The sequence below is a fragment of the Enterobacter sp. 301B genome, from assembly GCF_003850715.1.
GTDB lineage: Bacteria > Pseudomonadota > Gammaproteobacteria > Enterobacterales > Enterobacteriaceae > Enterobacter > Enterobacter intestinihominis.
The window spans coordinates 249,982-269,964 of record NZ_PQTC01000001.1; the positions used below are offsets into that span (position 1 = coordinate 249,982).

A 19,983-nucleotide genomic window follows, 5' to 3' on the forward strand; every position below is an offset into this window, starting at 1 on the left:
TTCAAGTTTCCATAACCTCTTTATTTACTGGGCAGCCTATTCACCTTTCCTCGCAGGCAGCGCCACTCCAGCCCCGGGTACGTTCCACAATTAATTCCCTCTCCATTGGCGCAGCAGGAAGCTGCCCAGTCGTTCGCCCTGATATATAAGGTCAGCCATAAGAAAGTTATCCTGCAAATTTCGCAGAATTTAAGGATTCATTTTGGGGAGGAATTTGGAGGAGTTTCGGGGAAGAAAAAATCGAACAAAAAACCGGGCATCGCGCCCGGTTCTGTTTCCACACTAAAAAGCCCTTAAACACTCAATCCACGATTCTCCAGCATCGGTTCGATCCTCGGATCGTGCCCGCGCCAGTTCCGGTAAAGTTCAGCTAAATCAGTGCTGTTGCCGCGCGACAAAATCGCCTCGCGGAATGTCTGTCCGTTTTCGCGCGTCAAACCACCCTGCTCGACAAACCACTGGTAGCCATCGTCCGCCAGCATCTGCGTCCAGAGATAGGCGTAATAGCCCGCCGCGTAGCCGCCGCCGAAGATATGGGCAAAATAGCTGCTGCGATAGCGCGGCGGTACGGCTGGAAGATCCAGCCCTTCTTTTTTCAACGCGGCGGCTTCAAAGGCTTCCACGTCTTCAATGGGCTCATGAATGCCGTGCCAGTTCATATCCAGCAGCGCGGCGCTCAGCAGTTCCGTCATGTCATAACCCTTATTAAACTGGGTCGCATTGAGCATTTTTTCCCGCAGCGCATCCGGCATCGGCTCGCCGGTTTGATAATGGCGGGCAAAGTGCGCAAACACCTGCGGATGGCTGGCCCAGTGTTCATTGATCTGCGACGGGAATTCAACGAAATCACGTGGCGTGTTGGTGCCTGAAAGCGTGGCATAGCGCTGGCTGGCAAACAGGCCATGTAGCGTATGGCCAAACTCGTGGAACAGGGTAATCACATCATCCCAGGAGATCAGCGCGGTCTGCCCGTTCGCTGGTTTTTGATAGTTGCAGACGTTATAAATCACCGGACGCGCGGCAAACTCGTAAGACTGCTCAACAAAATTCCCCATCCACGCCCCGCCCGCTTTGGAATCACGCGCGAAAAAGTCGCCGTAGAACAACGCCATGCCTTCACCCGTGTGGTCGAAAATCTCCCACACGCGAACGTCCGGGTGATAAACCGGAATATCGAAACGCTCGACAAAGCGGATACCGAACAACTGCGTGGCGGTCCAGAATACGCCATCTTCCAGCACGGTATTGAGCGCGAAATAGGGTTTGATCTGCGACTCATCCAGCGCGTATTTCGCTGAACGCACGCGTTCGGCATAAAACGCCCAGTCCCAGGCCTGTACCGTAAAACCGCCCTGCTCGTCGTCAATGACCTTCTGAATATCCGCCTGCTCCAGCGCGGCCCTGCTGCGCGCCGCAGGAACTATCCCGCGCATGAATTCGAGCGCGGCATCCGGCGTTTTCGCCATTTGATCGGCAATGCTCCAGCTGGCATAGTTGTCAAAGCCGAGCAGCTGCGCCTGTCTTGCCCGCAACGCGGTAAGCCGACGGATCAGGTCGCGCGTATCGTTTTCGTCGCCTTTTTGAGTGCGTTCCCAGCCCGCGCTAAACAGCTTTTTACGGGTCTCGCGCAAAGACAGCGCCGCCAGCGCGGGCTGTTGCGTGGTATTCAGAAGCGGGATCAGCCAGCGATCCGTCAGCCCTTTTTCTGCGGCAGCATGAGCCGCGGCAGCCATCTCCTCCACACTGAGTCCGTCAAGCTGGTGAACATCATCCACCACCAGCCCTCCCGCCTTATTCGCCGCCAGCAGGCGCTGGTTGAACTGGCTGGTCAGGGTGGCGGCTTCGGTATTCAGGGCTTTCAGCTCGGCTTTTTCATCGGCGTTCAGACGCGCGCCCGCAAGAACAAAGTGCTGATACGTCTCCTCCGTCAGCCGGCGGGATTCGGCATCCAGCGTGTCGCGATCCTGCCAGACGGCTTCCACGCGAGCGAAAAGCGTATCGTTTAGCCAGATATCGTTCGCCAGCCCGGCCAGTTCGGTGGAGAACTGCTCGTCCAGTGCCTGAAGATAATCGTTGGTGTGTGCGGACGTCATGGCGAAGAACACGCTGCTGACGCGCGACAGCATGGCCCCGCTCTTTTCCAGCGCCAGCACGGTGTTGTTGAAGTCCGGCACGGCGCTCTGCGCGATAATCGCGTCAATATCTGCACGCTTGAGGCGCATTGCTTCATCAAACGCCGGGCGATAGTGGCTGTCTTCTATCACATCAAAACGCGGAGCCTGATAAGGCAGCAGGCTAACGTCAAAGAAAGGGTTGTTGACCGACATCGTTTACTCCTGAGCACGGTATTTCTCACCAGAGTAGGCCAGCCTGCTCCGGCCTGCAATGGCGTCATACAAATGTTGCCTTAACGATGTGCCCGAGTGCGTGCTATGGTAGTACAACACAAAAAGCGTTGAGGAACAGTGAGATGATTATATTAGTTACCGGGGCGACAGCAGGTTTTGGTGAAAGCATCACGCGTCGCTTCGTCGCCAACGGACATAAGGTGATTGCAACGGGTCGTCGTCAGGAGCGTCTCCAGGAGCTGAAAGACGAGCTGGGCGACAGCATCCTGACCGCACAGCTGGACGTGCGCAACCGCGCCGCCATTGAAGAGATGATTGCCAACCTGCCTGCCGAATGGCGTGAAATCGACGTGCTGGTCAATAACGCTGGCCTGGCGCTGGGCATGGAGCCTGCCCACAAAGCCAGCGTGGAAGACTGGGAGAACATGATCGACACCAACAACAAAGGCCTGGTGTACATGACCCGCGCCGTGCTGCCGGGCATGGTTGAACGTAACCGTGGTCATATCATTAATATCGGTTCCACCGCAGGCAGCTGGCCTTACGCGGGCGGCAACGTCTATGGCGCAACCAAGGCCTTTGTACGCCAGTTTAGCCTGAACCTGCGCACCGACCTGCACGGTACCGCGATTCGCGTGACCGATGTTGAGCCGGGCCTGGTCGGTGGAACGGAATTCTCCAACGTGCGTTTCAAAGGCGATGACGCGAAAGCGGATAAAACCTATGAAAATGCGAATGCGCTGACGCCGGAAGATATCACCGAAACCGTCTGGTGGGTCGCGACGCTGCCGAAGCATGTCAACATCAACACGGTTGAGATGATGCCCGTCAGCCAGACCTATGCCGGACTCAGCGTGCATCGCGGGTAATTCACCCTTCCCGGCCTGCGGGCCGGGTATGTGATGACGGGTAAAAGAATGGTAGTATGTTCAGGTTAACTCTCTGAGAAATCACAACCCATGGCCGTTGAATCGCAACTTAATCCTACCCAGCCTGTAAATCAGCAAATTTATCGCATCTTACGCCGTGATATCGTTCGCTGCCTGATCCCACCGGGAACGCCACTCTCAGAAAAAGAGGTTTCGGTACGTTTTGACGTTTCCCGTCAGCCCGTGCGCGAGGCGTTTATTAAGCTCGCAGAAAACGGCCTTATCCAGATCCGCCCTCAGCGCGGCAGCTATGTAAATAAAATTTCGCTTTCGCAGGTACGGAATGGCTGTTTTGTTCGCCAGGCCATTGAGTGCGCCGTTGTGCGTCGCGCCGCGTCGCTCATCAACGATAACCAGTGCTACCTGCTGGAGCAAAACCTGCATCAGCAACGCATTGCCATCGACCGCAAACAGTTAAACGACTTTTTCCAGCTGGACGACGAATTTCACCAGAAACTGGCGCAGATCGCCGAGTGCCAGCTCGCGTGGGATACCGTCGAAAACATCAAAGCTACCATCGACCGCGTGCGCTACATGAGCCTCGACCATGTTTCTCCGCCAGAGATGTTGCTGCGCCAGCATCACGATATTTTCAGCGCACTGGAAAAACGCGACGTGGAAGCCGTAGATAAAGCGATGACGCTTCACCTCCAGGAAATTAGCGAGTCAGTTCAGTTAATTCGTCAGGAAAACCGCGAGTGGTTCAGCGAAGAATAAAACCTCGCCGCCCCCTTTCGGTTGCGGCGAAGTGATTAGCGGACCACTAACACCGGAATAGTGGCGTAGCGCAGGATAGTTTCAGCATTCGAGCCCAGCAGATGTGTTGTCATGCTCGGGTTTCTTGATCCAATAACAATAACGTCATATTTCCCCTCTTTGCTGAGCTGGATGATTTCATCGCGTACGTTGCCGAAACGTACTTCACAATCAATATTTTCTGGGGACATATCAAAGAGCCGTTTCAGTGCCTTCATCTTCTTATCCGACTCGGCGGTCATATACTCTTCGAACTTCTTAATATCGGCATTGAACCCCCGCAGTAACGAACGGCTGCTGTTAGGGAGAATATTGACCAGGGTGATCGTTGCGCCTTCCGATTTCGCGAGGTTGACCGCGTGGCGTACCGCTTTATCGCTTAGATCCATTTCAAACACGTCAACAGGCATCAAAATTTTCTTATACATAAGCCTGACTCCTTTTCCGATGAAGGGTTATTTTCTGCCTCCAGAATGGCATTGTGGATATAAACAAAGCCTAAACAATTGCGTCTGGAAACTATCAATTAAGGAAAATAACTGTCCGCTTTGTAAAGCGGTGTCCTGAACCGTCAACGCCATCAGGAAATAAGAAAAAAGTGTGAGCTTGATCAAAAGCAAATAATTTCGTTTAAGAGAGGCGTATTAATAGTGCCCCGTGAACGGCAGCCGTCGAATTAGCGCCGTAACGGATAAGTGCGAGAGGAGAAAATACCATGATGACATACGACCGTAACCGAAATGCAATCACCACTGGCAGCCGCGTCATGATTAGCGGCACAGGTCAGTTTGGCGTGATTAAAGCGATCCACAGCGACGGCCTTAATGCCGAGCAGGTGCGTCGTGGTAAAACGGTTGAAGTGGAAGGATGCGAAGGTAAGTTCGAACCGATTGAGCTGATTCGCCTGGGGATGCACTAAGCTGTGCCCCGACATGCCGCCGCGAACGGCGGCATGTCAAAGCGTTAAAGCCGGGCTGCGTACTCAGCAACCGTGGCCTTCGCGCCTTTTTGCAGCAACGTTTGATAGGCCTGCATGACGGCAGCCACGAATACCGTGTCTTTCGGCAGCTCGTTACCGAAAATAGCCTCAATGCCCAACAGCGCGCTAACGCGGCTTTCACCTTCAGCGCTACCGTTTACCGCCGCCTGAATCACCGCCAGCTGCGGATCGCTCACCTCAATCGCGTTACCCTGCTCATCCACACCGCCGACATAACGCATCCAGCCCGCCACGCCGAGGGCCAGCAGCGGGAAGGGTTTCTGGTGGACAAGGTGCCAGCGCACGGAATCGAGCATGCGCTGCGGCAATTTCTGGCTACCGTCCATGGCGATTTGCCAGGTGCGGTGACGCAGGGCCGGATTGCTGTAACGCGCAATCAGCTGGTCGGCATAACGACCCAAATCCACGCCCCGCACTTTCAACGTCGGCGCCTGCTCTATCAGCATCAGCGCATGCGCGGCTGCGCGATAATGTTCATCTTCCATGCAGTCGTTAATGTGCTGATAACCGGCCAGATAGCCGAGATAGGCCAGGAACGAGTGGCTGCCGTTAAGCATTCGCAGCTTCATCTCTTCAAACGGAATGACATCAGAAACCAGCTCCGCACCGGCCTTTTCCCACTGGGGACGTCCGGCAACAAAATTATCTTCCACCACCCACTGGCGGAACGGCTCGCAGGCGACACCTGCCGGATCGCGTACGCCAGTCAGCTGTTCGATTTTATCCAGCGCATCAGCCGTGACGGCGGGCACAATGCGGTCCACCATCGTTGACGGGAAGGTGACGTTCGCTTCGATCCAGTCCGCCAGTTCGCCGTCTACGGCGCGCGCGTAGGCACAGGTCACATTGCGCATCACGTGGCCGTTCTCCGGCATGTTATCGCATGACATCACGCTGAATGCCGGTAGCCCCGCCGCCTTGCGACGCGCCAGCGCCTCAACCACCACGCCCGGCGCAGATTTAGGCTGATTCGGGTTTTGCAGGTCTGCAACGATTAACGGATGATCGAACATCAGTTGTCCGGTTGCCGGGGAGTGGCAATATCCTTTCTCGGTGATGGTCAGGGAAACAATGGCGACCTGCGGCTCGCACAGCGCCGCCAGCACGCTTTCCAGCCCGTCGATCTGCGCATGCAGCGCGTTTTTGACGACGCCGACCACGCGCGCCGTCCACGCATCGGCAGACATCTCTGCCACGGTATAAAGGTTATCCTGTGCCTTCAGATCGGCGATCTGCTGTTCGCCGCCAATCAGGTTAACTTCGCAGTAACCCCAGTCGCTGCCCTGTTCTGCGGCGAGTATATCGGTGTACACCGCCTGGTGCGCACGGTGAAACGCGCCAAACCCTAAATGAACAATGCGTGCCTTGAGGCTGTCGCGATCGTATTGAGGATGCGTTGCCTTCGCCTGTAATAACCGGTTTTCCATGATTGAGACTCGTTAATTAATGAAAGCTGTGATCCACTGCCGCTTCCTTTTAAGAGCGGCAGCGCCTGCCGACTACACCAACTAGAATGGCAGTCGGAGTCAAAAAACGCTGCCATTAACCATACTGATACATCGTTTTCAGATCTTGATTTACATTAACTTTTCGCCATGTGGTGTGACATCAGTAAAAAGTTGTGTGACAGGTAACGCAAGATGTAAACCACTAGCGGCGTGAAGAGAGCGCGCCGTACGCTACCGAGTCCTTATGAGGAGCCTCCGCAGCATCTTCGGCTTCACTCAAATCGCGGTCGCGCACTTCCGGCATCAGCAACGCGGAGACCAGCCCAATCAGCGAGTACGCCACCAGCATCACCACAATCGGCCACCAGGACCCGGTCATGTTGCAGAAGATCCCCGCCAGCACCGGACCAAAGCCTACGGCTACCAGCCCGCCCGCCTCTTTCGAAATGGCCATGCGGGTAAAGCGGTTCCGCGAACCAAACATCTCTGCCATGGTGATGTTTTCCAGCGCGAACAGCCCGAGCACCGCAAAGTTATGAATAACGATGATAGAGAGCATAATCACGCCCGGCGCATAACTCTTATCGACGATAATCGACAGCATCGGGTAAGCCAGAATAATGGCTGAAATGTTAAGGAGGATATACGGCAGACGGCGCCCCACTTTATCGGACAGCCAGCCCAGCAGCGGGATGGAGAGGAAGCCGAGAATCGAACTGATCATCAGCGCATCGGTTGGGATCGCCTTATCAAACAACAGCGTCTGCACCAGATATCCGGCAAGGAAAGTCTGAATCAAACCTGAGTTGCCGGCCTGACCAAAGCGCAGCCCCGTCGCCAGCCAGAACGATTTACTCTTAAACATCGCGCCTAATGAGGTATCCTGCGCAGCAACCGGCGCAATGGTTTCAGCGTCGTTAACCTTCTCAAACACCGGGCTCTCTTTAAGGTTCATACGCAGCCAGATGGCGAAGATCATCACCACCACGCTGGCGAGGAACGGCACGCGCCAGCCCCAGGCAATAAGTTCTTCACGATCGAGGGCAAAGAACATCACGGCCCAGATCGCCGTGGCGCTCAGCGTCCCGCAGTTGGTTCCCATGGCCACCAGCGAGGAGATGATGCCGCGTTTACCCTTCGGCGCGTACTCCGCCAGCATGGTACCTGCGCCGGAGATTTCTGCCCCCGCGCCCAGCCCCTGAATAATGCGCAGCGTCACCAGCAGCACCGGTGCGAAAATCCCGATCTGCGCGTAGGTTGGCAGGACGCCGATTAAGGTGGTGCAGATCCCCATCATGGTGATGGTGATAAACAGCACCTTTTTGCGGCCAATTCTGTCGCCCATTCTGCCGAAGATAAATGCCCCGACGATACGCGCGATGTAGCCTGCCCCATAGGTCCCCATCGCCAGGATCAGCGCCATGGCCGCGGATTGTTCAGGGAAGAAAATTTCATGGAATACCAGCGCGGCGCCAAGGGAGTAAAGCTGAAAATCCATAAACTCCAGGGCGGTGCCCAGCCAGCCGGATACGGCGGCTTTCACCAGGTCTGACGTACTTCTTTGAGGTTGTGCTTGAGTCATAATGGCTATCTCTGCAAGGTAAGATGCGTACCACTGAGAGCCTGTCTTCGCAGGCTCTTAACCGCGTGAATTATTATTGGTCGAACGTGAGCAAGACTTTGCAGCACTGCCGCTGGTCTTTTTCAAACAGTTCGATGGCGTCTGTAACGTGGTGATAGTCAAATGTATGGGTGACCAGTTTTTCAGGGTCGATCAGCCCTTTTTCCAGCCAGTCAATGACCACCGGAAATTTGTTGGCATTCAGGCGCGAAGAGAAGATCGACAGCTCTTTGCCGGTGATCCCCTGTTGCACGATCTGGCTCGGGTCGCTGGAGAAGCCCATCAGCACGATGCGCGCCGCCGGAGACGCCAGCGTAATCGCTTCCTGCAAAATGGATGGATGACAGGCAGCATCGATGATTAACGTCGGCTTGATGCCTTTTTCATCCAGCGCGGCCTGTAACGAATGCTCGCTGTTGTTGAAGACCCAGTCTGCGCCGCTGCGTTGCGCCATCCCCAGCCGCTCATCAATGCGATCCACCACGATGACCTGCTTCACCTTGTAAACGCCCTTCAGCGCCTGCACGGTGACCAGCCCCATCGGGCCTGCGCCGTAGATCAGCGCCACGTCCTGTTCGGTGGGTTTCGCCTGCCCCGTCACGTTGGCGGCAATGGTGAAGGGTTCAACCATCACCGCGTGTTTGTCAGGGATCGCATCCGGAATGTGCCAGGCATTTTTCGCCGGCACGACGGCGTATTCGCTGAAGCCGCCGTCACGGTGGACGCCCAGCACCACCAGCGAGGTACAAACGTTCGGTTTTCCGACGGAACACGGGTAGCAGTGCCCGCAGCTGATCACCGGATCAACAGACACGCGCTGGCCCAGTCGGGTGCTCTCCACGCCTTCGCCAACCGCGTCTATTTCGCCAAAGAACTCGTGACCGATTACCCGCGGGTATTTCGCAAACGGGTTATGCCCGCGATAGATATGGCTGTCTGAACCGCAGATACCGGCGAGTTTAATTCTGACGCGGACGTCGCCTGCGCCCGGCAACGGGAGAGGACGCTCCTCAATCACCAGCGCATTCGGCTGTTGGATCACTACGCTTTTCATTATTCGCTCCTCGTTTACCAGTTCCAGAGGGTGCCGTCTTCCAGACGGGCCACCGGCAGACAGGCCGGTTCGTACGGGTATTTCGCTGCCAGCTTCTCATCAAACTCAATGCCCAGCCCTGGCTTGTCGCCCGGGTGCATATAGCCGTTATCGAAGCGCCAGCTGTGCGGGAACACTTCCAGCATCTGCTCTGAATACCCCATATACTCCTGCACGCCAAAGTTCGGTACCCACAGGTCAAAATGCAGTGCCGCGGCGTGGCAAATCGGCGACAGATCCGACGGGCCGTGTGAGCCGGTGCGCACCTGGTAGAGTGAGGCAAAGTCAGCAATGCGACGCATCCCGGTGATGCCGCCCGCATGGGTTATGGTGGCGCGAATATAGTCAATGAGCTGCTCTTCAATCAGCTGCTTGCAGTCCCAGATGCTGTTGAACACTTCCCCCACCGCAATGGGCGTGACGGTGTGCTGGCGGATCAGGCGGAAACACTCCTGGTTTTCAGCGGGAGTCGGATCTTCCATCCAGAACAGGCGGTACTCTTCAATACTTTTGCCGAACCGCGCCGCTTCGATGGGCGTCAGACGGTGGTGCATGTCGTGAAGGAGATGTTCACTGAAACCGAACTGGCTGCGCACTGCGTCGAACAGTTTGGGCGTGAAGTCGAGGTATTTCTCGGTGGACCACAGCTGCTCTTCCGGCCAGGCGCCCTTGGTCGCAGGCTCATACGCCAGCCCTTTGCCTTTAGCCATGCCGTAGGTGGTTTTCATTCCCGGCACGCCGCACTGCACGCGAATTGCCTTGAAGCCCATCTCTTTATGACGGGCATAATCTTCCAGCACGTCGTCAATGGTGTGCCCGGTGGTGTGACAATAAACCATCACCCCTTCCCGGGAAGCCCCGCCCAGAAGCTGATAGAGCGGCATGTTCGCGGCTTTCGCCTTAATGTCCCATAGCGCCATATCCACGGCAGAAATCGCTGACATGGTGACCGGACCACGACGCCAGTAAGCGCCTTTATAGAAGAACTGCCAGATATCTTCGATGCGGTGCGCATCGCGGCCAATCAGCTGAGGGCACAGGTGATCTTTCAGGTAGGAGGCAACGGAAAGTTCACGTCCGTTAAGCGTGGCATCACCCAGACCGACAATGCCCTCATCGGTGGTGATTTTAAGGGTGACAAAGTTACGCCCCGGGCAGGTGACAAATACTTCAGCCCCGACAATCTTCATAATCCATTTCCTTACATCGCTCGTTGTGATGCAGGAAATTTACGCAACTACACTACTACCATACAAGTATAATGATCGAAAAATCAGCGGATGATCACACTATGAGGACGACTATGCGCGTCCCCAGCCAGCCACGATGATCAACATGCCGCACAGGGCAATCAGCGCGCCTGCCCAGTCATACAGGCTTAGCCTGACGCCATCGACAACGCGCAGCCACAGCAGCGCGGTACAGACGTACACTCCGCCGTAGGCCGCATATACCCTCCCGCTGGCGGCCGGATGCAGGGTGAGCAGCCAGACAAAAAGGACCAGGGACACACCCGCCGGGATCAGCAGCAGCGCGGAAGCGCCCCGCTTTAGCCAGAGCCACGGCAAAAAGCATCCGATGATTTCACACAGCGCGGTCGCGAAAAAAAGCAGCGTCGTTTTGAACATTTTTCTCGTTTCGTGAGGATTGATTTAGACATCATACGCGATAATGCTCTCATCGTTCCCATACCTGCCGCGCGGGTATGACACCCTTTCGGATTGGTGTAGAATCCAACGGGGTAATCCGATTGTCTGCACCCGTTTAAAGGAAACGCTATGACTACATTAAGCAAACGCCTTTGTCTGACAGCCGCACTGGCGCTGTCCTCGTTCGCCTTCGCCGCAACGGCATCAGCCGAAACCAGCAAACTCATCATTGAGTCTGGTGACAGCGCGCAAAGCCGTCAGAACGCCGCCATGGACAAAGAACAATGGAATGACACCCGCAGCCTGCGTCAGAAAGTGAATAAGCGCGTGGAAAAAGAGTGGGATAAAGAAGACGTCGCGTTTGATGCCCGCGACAAATGCCAGCAAAGTGCCGACGTCAACGCTTACTGGGAGCCTAACACCCTGCGCTGTCTGGATCGTCGCACTGGCCGCACGGTAGCACCGTAATGTCGATGCCGTGTGACGTAAAGCTCCGTCCGCTGGAGCGCGAAGATTTACGCTTTGTCCACCAGCTCGACAACAATGCCAGCGTGATGCGCTACTGGTTTGAAGAGCCTTACGAGGCCTTCGTCGAGCTGTCCGATCTCTACGATAAGCATATCCACGATCAGAGTGAACGCCGGTTTGTGGTGGAGTGCGAAGGTGAGAAAGCCGGGCTGGTTGAGCTGGTTGAGATCAACCATGTTCACCGTCGGGCGGAATTTCAGATCATTATTTCACCGGAGCACCAGGGGAAAGGTCTTGCGTCGCGGGCGGCAAAGCTGGCGATGGATTATGGGTTTAACGTCCTGAATCTCTACAAGCTTTACCTCATCGTCGATAAAGAGAACGAAAAAGCGATTCATATCTACCGTAAGCTCGGCTTTATGGTGGAAGGTGAACTGATCCATGAGTTCTTTATTAATGGCGAATACCGTAACACCATCCGCATGTGCATTTTCCAGCATCAGCATCTGGCCGGGCATAAATCCTCCTCCGCCAACCTGCTTAAACCCACCGCGCAGTAACCTGCGCGGTTTTATTCTTAATAATATTCAATGCTGTTTTTGATGGTGTACTTGCGCTCAATGGCAGGTTTAACGCTGTCATCGGTGATCACCAGCTCACAGCTCACCGGGTTGTTGTGGCGATCGTAATCGCAACTCTGCTTTACATTGCCCATCGGTTTATCGTTCAACAGGCTTACCGCCGTATAATCCATGCGCTTACGCAGATCTTTCGACGGCATCGATTTGACCGATAAACGCTGGTCGCCGGAGACCGTGGTTTTACCGAGCGGGTAGCCGTCGGTATCATACTGGTACTTCACTTCCATCTCTTTGCTGTGCGCGGCAACCACAAACCCGTTATCGTCGGTGTCCCACGTCAGGCCGGCAGACGGCAGTTCCGCCAGCTGACATTTTCCCTGCAACTTCACCTTCTGCTGCTGGGTTTCCGCATCGACGTAGTAGTTAGCATCCAGCACCAGCGCAACGCCCGTGTTAGCCTCCAGATCGTGCAGTTCAAGGGTATCGAAACACCCCTCCGACGACATCGTTCCGGTCACGCGTTTAGAGACTTCACCCTTATCGTTCAACAGCGTCTGGGTAAAATCTTTCACCGGCCCGCGCAGAGGGTCAAAGTCAAACTCGTTCGAAAAGCTCGCCATCTCCGGCGTAAATGACAGCGGCGCGGTGTTGTTGTCACATCCCACCAGTACCGTTGCCAGTAGCGTTATCGCTGCGTATTTATTCACATCATTTACCGTTCAGAGAGAGATACAATCATATTAGCAAATACAGCAACTTACATAACAGCTCTTCATTTGACTCTTTACGCTGTATAAATCCGTCGTTTGCATTGACGAGACCTGCCAAAGTGGCTACTTTGGGCGCGGAAGATTCCACATTATTATAAAATTAGATTCTTAACTTTTCAGGTTAACATCATGATTTACGACTGTTTTTTGTACTATGACGAAGATATGTTGCTCGACATCAGATTACATACGCTCGCTGATGTCGTTGACCGTTTTGTCATTGTAGAAGCAACACACTCTTTTACGGGCATACCGCGAGAATTACATTTCGATATTACGAAGTTTGGCAAATTCAGAGACAAAATTATTTACGTGCCTTTTGACGCGCAGCCTATTTTAAACAGTGCTGACAATAACCAGGTTGATGCCTGGGCAAATGAAGCAGCGCTTCGCAACTCCATTATGAATGGGTTAAAAGACGCGGCAGACGACGATCTGATTCTGGTGTCAGACGTTGATGAAATTTTCTCTCCCGAGACGGTCAGGGCCATTAATCCACGCGCGCTCTGCACGACTATTCATCAAAACGTGTTCAACTATCAGTTTAATCTTCAGGTTCACAACATGGATGGTACGCCGAGAAAATGTACCTTGCCCCGCGCGACGTCCTATTACAACCTTAAGCATTTCTTCCACGGTGAGCCTGAATCTTTCAGAAACTGGAAGCGTGCACGCAAAGATAAAAACTGGTCATGGTTTAAATGGAACTGGCTAAAAATCAATAATAAGGTTGTGAAAGATGGCGGCTGGCATTTCTCCTGGGTAATGACCCCAGAAAGAATTTCCGAAAAAATGTCTACCATTTCTCATACCGAATACGATCTGCCGGAATTTAATAACCCGGAACATATTATGAAGGTTATCACCAACGCCGAAGATATCTGGGGACGAGACCGAAAACTGGTCAGGCAAGAGGTATCAAAACGCACCCTGCCTTCTTATCTGGTAGACAATCAGCACCATTATTCGCAATTTATTTTATGACGCAGGCGGGGCTCCAGGACAATTCAGAAAGACAGACCCAAAAACAAAAGCTTACCCTAACCCTGCTATGCTTACAGTCTACACAGTGAAAAGGAGCTACAGATGAAACGGTTACCCTGGATTACCGCCCTGCTGTTAATGAGTGCTTCACCCGCTATTCTTGCGGCCCCGGATTCCTGCGAGCGCGTGAAAAGCGACATTCAGCAGAAGATTATCAACAACGGCGTGCCGGAGTCTGGCTTTACCCTGAACATCGTCCCGAACGATCAGGCCGATCAGCCGGATGCGCAGGTCGTTGGGCATTGTGCCAACGATACTTTCAAAATTTTGTACACCCGCACCAGTAGCGGCAACTACCCGGTGAGCGGCGCAGGTACGCAGGAGAATGCGCCAACTGAGCCGCAATGATTTTCCTATTCAATTCCCCTGATTTGACGAGGATTAATATTTAATACCTCTAAATAAGTAACACTCCCCCCATCATTAGCCCGGTTGTAGTCACGGGTAAAAATAATTATTAACAATGATGGGGTGAGTCATGTCCGAAGTTGAACATCACGGCGGGATAAGCCGTCGAACTCTGGTTAAATCTACTGCCATAGGATCTCTGGCACTTGCCGCCGGTGGGATCGCATTACCTTTTGGTCTGAAAAGCGCCGCCGCCGCAGTGCAGACCGCTATTCAGCCAGCGGAAGATAAAGTCGTCTGGGGCGCCTGCTCGGTAAACTGCGGTAGCCGCTGCGCGCTACGTCTGCACGTTCGCGATGACGAAGTCTATTGGGTTGAAACGGATAATACCGGCGAGGATGTTTAAGGCAACCATCAGGTTCGCGCCTGCCTGCGAGGCCGTTCAATTCGCCGTCGCATTAATCATCCAGACCGTCTGAACTATCCGATGAAACGCGTGGGCAAACGCGGAGAAGGCAAGTTTGAACGTATCACCTGGGAAGAAGCGCTGGACACCATCGCCGCGAGCCTGAAAAGCGTGGTCGAAAAATACGGCAACGAAGCGGTCTACATTAACTACTCCTCCGGAATTGTCGGCGGCAATATCACCCGCTCCTCCCCTTACGCCTCGCTGGTGGCACGCCTGATGAACTGCTACGGCGGCTTCCTCAGCCACTACGGCACCTACAGCACCGCGCAGATCGCCTGCGCAATGCCCTACACCTACGGCAGCAACGACGGCAACAGTACATCAGATATCGAAAACACCAAACTGGTGGTGATGTTCGGCAATAATCCGGCAGAAACGCGCATGAGCGGCGGCGGGATCACTTACTACCTTGAACAGGCACGTGAACGGTCTAACGCACGGATGATCGTTATCGATCCGCGCTACACCGACACCGCCGCAGGCCGCGAAGACGAGTGGATCCCGATTCGTCCGGGCACCGATGCCGCACTGGTGGCAGGTATTGCGTGGGTGCTGATTAATGAAAACCTCGTCGATCAGCCCTTCCTCGATAAATACTGCGTAGGTTATGACGAAAAAACCCTGCCGGAAGGCGCACCTGCTAATGGTCATTACAAAGCCTATATTCTCGGCCAGGGTGATGACAGAACCGCGAAAACCCCGGAATGGGCGTCGCGCATTACAGGCATTCCTGCCGATCGCATTATTAAGCTGGCCCGTGAAATCGGTTCGGCAAAACCGGCCTACATTTGCCAGGGTTGGGGCCCGCAGCGTCAGGCCAACGGCGAGCAGACATCCCGCGCCATCGCCATGCTGCCGATCCTGACTGGCAACGTCGGCATTAACGGCGGCAACAGCGGCGCGCGCGAATCGACCTACACCATCACCATCGAACGTATGCCGCTGCCGGAAAATCCTGTGAAAACGCAAATCTCCTGCTTCAGCTGGACGGATGCCATCGTGCGTGGACCGGAGATGACCGCCCTGCGCGACGGCGTACGCGGCAAGGATAAGCTGGATGTGCCGATCAAGTTCATCTGGAACTATGCGGGTAATACCATCATCAACCAGCACTCTGATATCAACAAAACTCACGACATTTTGCAGGATGAGAGTAAGTGCGAAACGATCGTCGTTATCGACAACTTCATGACCTCGTCCGCGAAGTATGCCGATATTGTCCTGCCGGACCTGATGACCGTTGAGCAGGAAGATATCATCCCCAACGATTACGCTGGCAACATGGGATACCTGATTTTCCTCCAGCCGGTAACCGCCCCGAAGTTTGAGCGCAAACCCATCTACTGGATCATGAGCGAAGTGGCGAAACGTCTCGGACCGGATGTCTATCAGAAATTCACCGAAGGCCGTACGCAGGAGCAGTGGCTGCGCTACCTTTACGCCAAAATGGTTGCCAGAGATCCGCTGCTGCCGTCCTACGACGCGCTGAAAAAAATGGGTATTTATAAGCGCAAAGATCCAAATGGACATTTTGTGGCCTATAAAAAATTCCGTGACGATCCGGATGCCAATCCGCTGAAAACCCCGTCGGGGAAAATCGAGATCTACTCCAGCAAGCTGGCGGATATTGCGGCAACCTGGGAACTGCAAAAAGACGAAACCATCACCCCGCTACCGGTCTATACCTCAACCTTTGAAGGCTGGGACGCGCCCGAGCGCAGCAAATTCCCGCTGCAACTGTTCGGTTTCCACTTTAAAGCCCGTACCCACTCCAGCTACGGCAACGTGGATGTGCTCCAGGCCGCCTGTCGCCAGGAGGTGTGGCTTAACCCTGTAGACGCCGAGAAGCGCGGCATTAAAAACGGTGACACGGTGCGCGTGTTTAACGATCGCGGCGAAGTGCGCATTGCCGCCAAAGTCACCCCGCGCATCATGCCTGGTGTGAGCGCGATGGGCCAGGGCGCCTGGCATGACGCCAACATGAACGGCGATCGTGTCGATCACGGCTCCTGCATCAATACCCTGACCACACACCGCCCGTCACCGCTGGCGAAAGGCAATCCGCAGCACACGAACCTGGTGCAGATCGAGAAGGCATAAGGATTAACCGATGACAACCCAGTATGGATTTTTTATTGATTCCAGCCGCTGCACCGGGTGTAAAACCTGCGAGCTGGCCTGCAAGGATTACAAAGATCTGACCCCGGACGTCAGCTTCCGTCGTATTTATGAATACGCGGGCGGCGACTGGCAGGAGGATAACGGCGTCTGGCATCAGAACGTCTTCGCCTATTACCTGTCGATTGCCTGCAACCACTGCGAAGATCCGGCCTGCACTAAGGTCTGCCCGAGCGGGGCAATGCACAAGCGCGACGACGGTTTTGTGGTGGTGAACGAGGATGTCTGCATCGGCTGTCGCTACTGCCACATGGCCTGCCCGTACGGTGCGCCGCAGTATAACGCGGCTAAAGGCCACATGACCAAGTGCGACGGCTGCCACAGCCGCGTGGCGGACGGCAAAAAGCCCATCTGCGTCGAGTCCTGCCCGCTGCGCGCGCTGGACTTTGGCCCGATTGAAGAGCTGCGCAAAAAACACGGCCAGCTTGCTGCGGTCGCGCCGCTGCCGTCTGCGCACTTCACGAAGCCGAGTATTGTGATTAAACCTAACGCCAACAGCCGTCCGACGGGTGACACCACCGGCTACCTGGCAAACCCGAAGGAGGTGTGAGATGGGAAGTGGATGGCATGAATGGCCGCTGGTGATCTTCACCGTTTTCGGGCAGTGCGTGGCTGGCGCATTAATCGTGATGGGCTTCGCCTGGCTGAATGAACATGATGACAAGGCCAGAATACGCATCGTGCGCAGCCTGTTTTTTCTCTGGCTAGTAATGGGTATTGGGTTTATGGCCTCGGTACTGCATCTTGGCTCCCCGCTGCGCGCCTTCAACTCGCTTAACCGCGTGGGAGCGTCAGCGCTGAGTAATGAGATCGCGGCGGGTTCGATCTTCTTTGCCGTGGGCGGTTTCTGGTGGCTGGTGTCGGTTATCGGTAAAATGCCCCCAGCTCTGGGCAAAATCTGGCTGGTTGTCAGCCAGCTCCTGGGTGTCGTTTTTGTCTGGGCGATGACCCGGGTCTATCAGATCGATACCGTTCCGACCTGGTATACGGGCTACACCACGTTGGCCTTCTTCCTGACGATGGCTCTTACTGGCCCGATGCTGGCCGCGCTGCTTCTGCGGGTCGCAAACGTGACATACAAAAGTACCCTTGCCGCGTCTGTCAGCGTACTGGCACTCATCGCCTGCGTGGCGGTCGTCGTGTTGCAAAGCAATACGCTGGGGACGATCCAGAGTTCTATCCAGCAGGCTAACGCCCTGCTGCCGGATTATGGTTCGCTTCAGGTATGGCGCATCGCGCTGCTGGCGGCGGGTTTAGGCTGCTGGATCTGTCCACTTATTCGTCGTCAGGAACCGAAAACGCTCGGCCTGTTTGCAGGTTTCGTGCTGGTGGCGGTGGGTGAAATGATTGGCCGTGGGCTATTTTATGGTTTGCATATGACCGCAGGGTTAGCAATTGCAGGTTAACACAGGTGCGCGGGCTGCCCCCGCGCACAAGTAAGGAAAGTTGTAATGAATGACGTCTCACACCGCGAATCGTTCGCGTTCAGCGCCCGGGTACTGGGCGCGCTGTTTTATTTTGCCCCGGACAGCGAGCAGACCGCACCGCTGGTGAGTGCCCTGACCGCAGGTGACTGGGTGCAGGACTGGCCGCTGGCGCAGGAAAGCCTGCAGCCCGTGGCCAGTATGTTTAAGAACCCGTCGGACGAAGCGTTGAAAGACGCCTGGCAGCGTCTGTTTATTGGCCCGTATGCTCTGCCCGCCCCCCCGTGGGGCTCCGTCTGGCTCGATCGCGAGTCCGTGCTGTTTGGCGATTCGACCCTTGCATTGCGCCAGTGGATGCGTGAAAACCATATCGCCTTTGAGATGCAGCAGAATGAGCCGGAAGATCACTTCGGAACGTTGCTGATGCTGGCGGCATGGCTTGCCGAGAACGGTCGCGACACAGAACGCGACCAGCTTATGGCCTGGCATCTGCTGCCGTGGAGCACGCGTTTCCTTAGCGTATTCGTTGAAAACGCGGCCCATCCGTTCTATACGGCGCTGGGTAAACTTGCCCAGCTGACGCTGGCAGAATGGCAGTCCACTTTGCTGATCCCGATTGCAGAAAAAACGCTGTACCGATAACAGCTCCTGGCTTGTACATCCGTTGTGTAAGCCAGGTTCGGACATTTTTGCTGCAACGCAGATCCGGAACTGCTATACTGTATATAATTACAGTACTGGAGGTGCAAAATGGCTGTTGAAACAAAATTCGTGGTCGTAAGAAAAGGTGAAGAGAAAATGACTTTTGCCAGTAAGAAAGAGGCTGACGCTCACGACAAACTGCTCGACATGGCAGAAGCGTTCACCGACTGGCTGCTGCAAAGCGGAATGCAGATGGATGAAACGCAGGCGGAAAACCTTGGTCTGTATCTTGCCGAGCAGAAAGAGTCCGTGCAGCATATCCTGCGTACCAGCAAGCTTCCCGAGCTCAATGCTGCAACGGATAAAACAGCGCCAGAGGCGGATAGCAGCAAAAAAATCCGGGCCGTCAAAGCCGCCTGATCGTCAGAACGACTCATCACCTGTCCTGCTGCCGCGGGCCGGAAACGGCTCGCGGCTTAATAGTGCGGTAAATTATCACACAACTCTTGCAACTCGTTGATTAGTCTGGCCACATGGAAACCATCACAGACAGAATGATGAACCTGAACGGCGAAAGGCAACAAGACTTTTCCATCCTGGTTAAAGTATTTTCCAAACGTGAACATGGGCGCAAAAAAGTTCTGCATGTTAGCCACGTTGATATTAAAACTGGTAAAACTGACCCACGGAATATCCGATATGAAGAATATATTTTCCCGGTACTCTTCTTTGGGCCAGTAAGCAAGATTATCACCATAGCGAGAAACGTCTTCTGCATAAACGTTCTGAAAGTGATGAATATTCCCGTCGAAGTGACTCCATAATGATGAAAACGTCTCCGTCTCTTTATGGAAAAGGGTATAGCTGGGATGCACCTCATTCCATATTACAAGCTCATTATCCTTCATAGCCATACGGAACTCAGAATGGCGGTTAACGACTGTCGAAATAAGGGAAATAATCGAAGGATAAAATTTCCAGCCAACCTGTTTGATATGTTTCAGCAGCGCAGTGATATCCAGCTGAACCGTTTGGTTAATCGTGCATTGAGCAAAGCTCTGAAAGACTTCAAAATGTTCTTTCCTTGCCCAACTCGATAAGTTTACAGCCGTATATTCTGGCGTTATTTTTGTCATTTCTTTGCCTTAATTAAGCAGCGCTATATAAAATAGTAGCGTACCACAAACCCAGGAGCTGTATAGACCGTCGAGCAGA

At 54.4% G+C, this 19,983-nt stretch carries 20 protein-coding genes and 1 pseudogene; 12 read left to right on the forward strand and 9 right to left on the reverse strand.

What is annotated here, in order from left to right:
- Window positions 1–293: 293 nt before the first annotated feature.
- A complete protein-coding gene (gene dcp, locus C3451_RS01095; protein ID WP_045621677.1) occupies window positions 294–2,327 on the reverse strand; it encodes a peptidyl-dipeptidase Dcp in 2,034 nt (677 codons plus the stop codon).
- Window positions 2,328–2,470: 143 nt separating this feature from the next.
- On the opposite strand from dcp, the gene ydfG reads away from it, so the two are divergent.
- Together ydfG and C3451_RS01105 are read left to right on the forward strand one after the other, a co-directional pair.
- The gene (ydfG, locus tag C3451_RS01100; protein ID WP_022647991.1) at window positions 2,471–3,217 is read left to right on the forward strand and encodes a bifunctional NADP-dependent 3-hydroxy acid dehydrogenase/3-hydroxypropionate dehydrogenase YdfG; all 747 of its coding nucleotides are present in this window, start codon (window positions 2,471–2,473) and stop codon (window positions 3,215–3,217) included.
- Window positions 3,218–3,307: 90 nt separating this feature from the next.
- A complete protein-coding gene (locus C3451_RS01105) occupies window positions 3,308–3,994 on the forward strand; it encodes a GntR family transcriptional regulator (protein ID WP_045621675.1) in 687 nt (228 codons plus the stop codon).
- A 35-nt stretch (window positions 3,995–4,029) separates the two neighbouring features.
- Here the strand turns inward: C3451_RS01105 and C3451_RS01110 are convergent, their stop codons facing one another.
- Window positions 4,030–4,461, reverse strand: a complete 432-nt coding sequence (locus tag C3451_RS01110) for a universal stress protein (protein WP_023300013.1) — start codon at window positions 4,459–4,461, stop codon at window positions 4,030–4,032.
- A 287-nt stretch (window positions 4,462–4,748) separates the two neighbouring features.
- Here C3451_RS01110 and ydfZ point away from each other — a divergent pair, with 287 nt between their 5' ends.
- Window positions 4,749–4,952, forward strand: coding sequence for a putative selenium delivery protein YdfZ (gene ydfZ / locus C3451_RS01115; RefSeq protein WP_003857405.1), 204 nt, complete (start codon window positions 4,749–4,751; stop codon window positions 4,950–4,952).
- Between the two features lie 44 nt (window positions 4,953–4,996).
- On the opposite strand, the gene C3451_RS01120 is transcribed toward ydfZ, so the two are convergent.
- The 5 genes from C3451_RS01120 to C3451_RS01140 form a co-directional block, all read right to left on the reverse strand.
- The gene (locus C3451_RS01120) at window positions 4,997–6,460 is read right to left on the reverse strand and encodes a mannitol dehydrogenase family protein (protein ID WP_045621673.1); all 1,464 of its coding nucleotides are present in this window, start codon (window positions 6,458–6,460) and stop codon (window positions 4,997–4,999) included.
- Window positions 6,461–6,683: 223 nt separating this feature from the next.
- Window positions 6,684–8,063, reverse strand: coding sequence for an MFS transporter (locus C3451_RS01125; protein ID WP_045621671.1), 1,380 nt, complete (start codon window positions 8,061–8,063; stop codon window positions 6,684–6,686).
- A 73-nt stretch (window positions 8,064–8,136) separates the two neighbouring features.
- Entirely contained in the window at window positions 8,137–9,156 is a 1,020-nt protein-coding gene (locus C3451_RS01130) for a Zn-dependent oxidoreductase (RefSeq protein ID WP_045621670.1), read from the reverse strand.
- A 14-nt stretch (window positions 9,157–9,170) separates the two neighbouring features.
- Entirely contained in the window at window positions 9,171–10,385 is a 1,215-nt protein-coding gene (gene manD, locus C3451_RS01135; protein WP_022647986.1) for a D-mannonate dehydratase ManD, read from the reverse strand.
- A 111-nt stretch (window positions 10,386–10,496) separates the two neighbouring features.
- Window positions 10,497–10,823: a YnfA family protein gene (locus C3451_RS01140; protein ID WP_022647985.1), complete on the reverse strand. Its 327-nt coding sequence runs from the start codon at window positions 10,821–10,823 to the stop codon at window positions 10,497–10,499.
- Window positions 10,824–10,973: 150 nt separating this feature from the next.
- Here C3451_RS01140 and C3451_RS01145 point away from each other — a divergent pair, with 150 nt between their 5' ends.
- Entirely contained in the window at window positions 10,974–11,312 is a 339-nt protein-coding gene (locus C3451_RS01145) for a DUF1283 family protein (protein ID WP_045621668.1), read from the forward strand.
- Window positions 11,312–11,872, forward strand: a complete 561-nt coding sequence (speG, locus tag C3451_RS01150; RefSeq protein ID WP_023300006.1) for a spermidine N1-acetyltransferase — start codon at window positions 11,312–11,314, stop codon at window positions 11,870–11,872. Before C3451_RS01145 ends, speG begins: the two co-directional genes overlap by 1 nt.
- 17 nt (window positions 11,873–11,889) lie before the next feature.
- Here speG and C3451_RS01155 read toward each other — a convergent pair whose 3' ends face one another.
- Complete coding sequence (locus tag C3451_RS01155; protein WP_045621666.1) at window positions 11,890–12,600, reverse strand: YnfC family lipoprotein; 711 nt, start codon at window positions 12,598–12,600, stop codon at window positions 11,890–11,892.
- Window positions 12,601–12,792: 192 nt separating this feature from the next.
- On the opposite strand from C3451_RS01155, the gene C3451_RS01160 reads away from it, so the two are divergent.
- From C3451_RS01160 to C3451_RS01190, 7 genes and pseudogenes are all read left to right on the forward strand, one after another.
- Complete coding sequence (locus tag C3451_RS01160; protein WP_045621664.1) at window positions 12,793–13,647, forward strand: benzoate transporter; 855 nt, start codon at window positions 12,793–12,795, stop codon at window positions 13,645–13,647.
- Between the two features lie 102 nt (window positions 13,648–13,749).
- Window positions 13,750–14,055: a DUF1161 domain-containing protein gene (locus tag C3451_RS01165; protein ID WP_045621663.1), complete on the forward strand. Its 306-nt coding sequence runs from the start codon at window positions 13,750–13,752 to the stop codon at window positions 14,053–14,055.
- Between the two features lie 130 nt (window positions 14,056–14,185).
- Window positions 14,186–16,624 (forward strand): annotated as a pseudogene (ynfE, locus tag C3451_RS01170) (selenate/tellurate reductase subunit YnfE).
- A 10-nt stretch (window positions 16,625–16,634) separates the two neighbouring features.
- Complete coding sequence (locus tag C3451_RS01175) at window positions 16,635–17,252, forward strand: DMSO/selenate family reductase complex B subunit (protein WP_022647979.1); 618 nt, start codon at window positions 16,635–16,637, stop codon at window positions 17,250–17,252.
- A gap of 1 nt (window position 17,253) precedes the next feature.
- Complete coding sequence (locus tag C3451_RS01180) at window positions 17,254–18,108, forward strand: dimethyl sulfoxide reductase anchor subunit family protein (protein ID WP_124304197.1); 855 nt, start codon at window positions 17,254–17,256, stop codon at window positions 18,106–18,108.
- 45 nt (window positions 18,109–18,153) lie between these two features.
- Window positions 18,154–18,768, forward strand: coding sequence for a Tat proofreading chaperone DmsD (dmsD, locus tag C3451_RS01185; protein WP_032624331.1), 615 nt, complete (start codon window positions 18,154–18,156; stop codon window positions 18,766–18,768).
- Window positions 18,769–18,876: 108 nt separating this feature from the next.
- Window positions 18,877–19,188, forward strand: a complete 312-nt coding sequence (locus C3451_RS01190; protein WP_022647976.1) for a YebG family protein — start codon at window positions 18,877–18,879, stop codon at window positions 19,186–19,188.
- A gap of 56 nt (window positions 19,189–19,244) precedes the next feature.
- On the opposite strand, the gene catA is transcribed toward C3451_RS01190, so the two are convergent.
- The gene (gene catA, locus C3451_RS01195) at window positions 19,245–19,904 is read right to left on the reverse strand and encodes a type A chloramphenicol O-acetyltransferase (protein WP_045621658.1); all 660 of its coding nucleotides are present in this window, start codon (window positions 19,902–19,904) and stop codon (window positions 19,245–19,247) included.
- Between the last annotated feature and the right edge of the window lie 79 nt (window positions 19,905–19,983).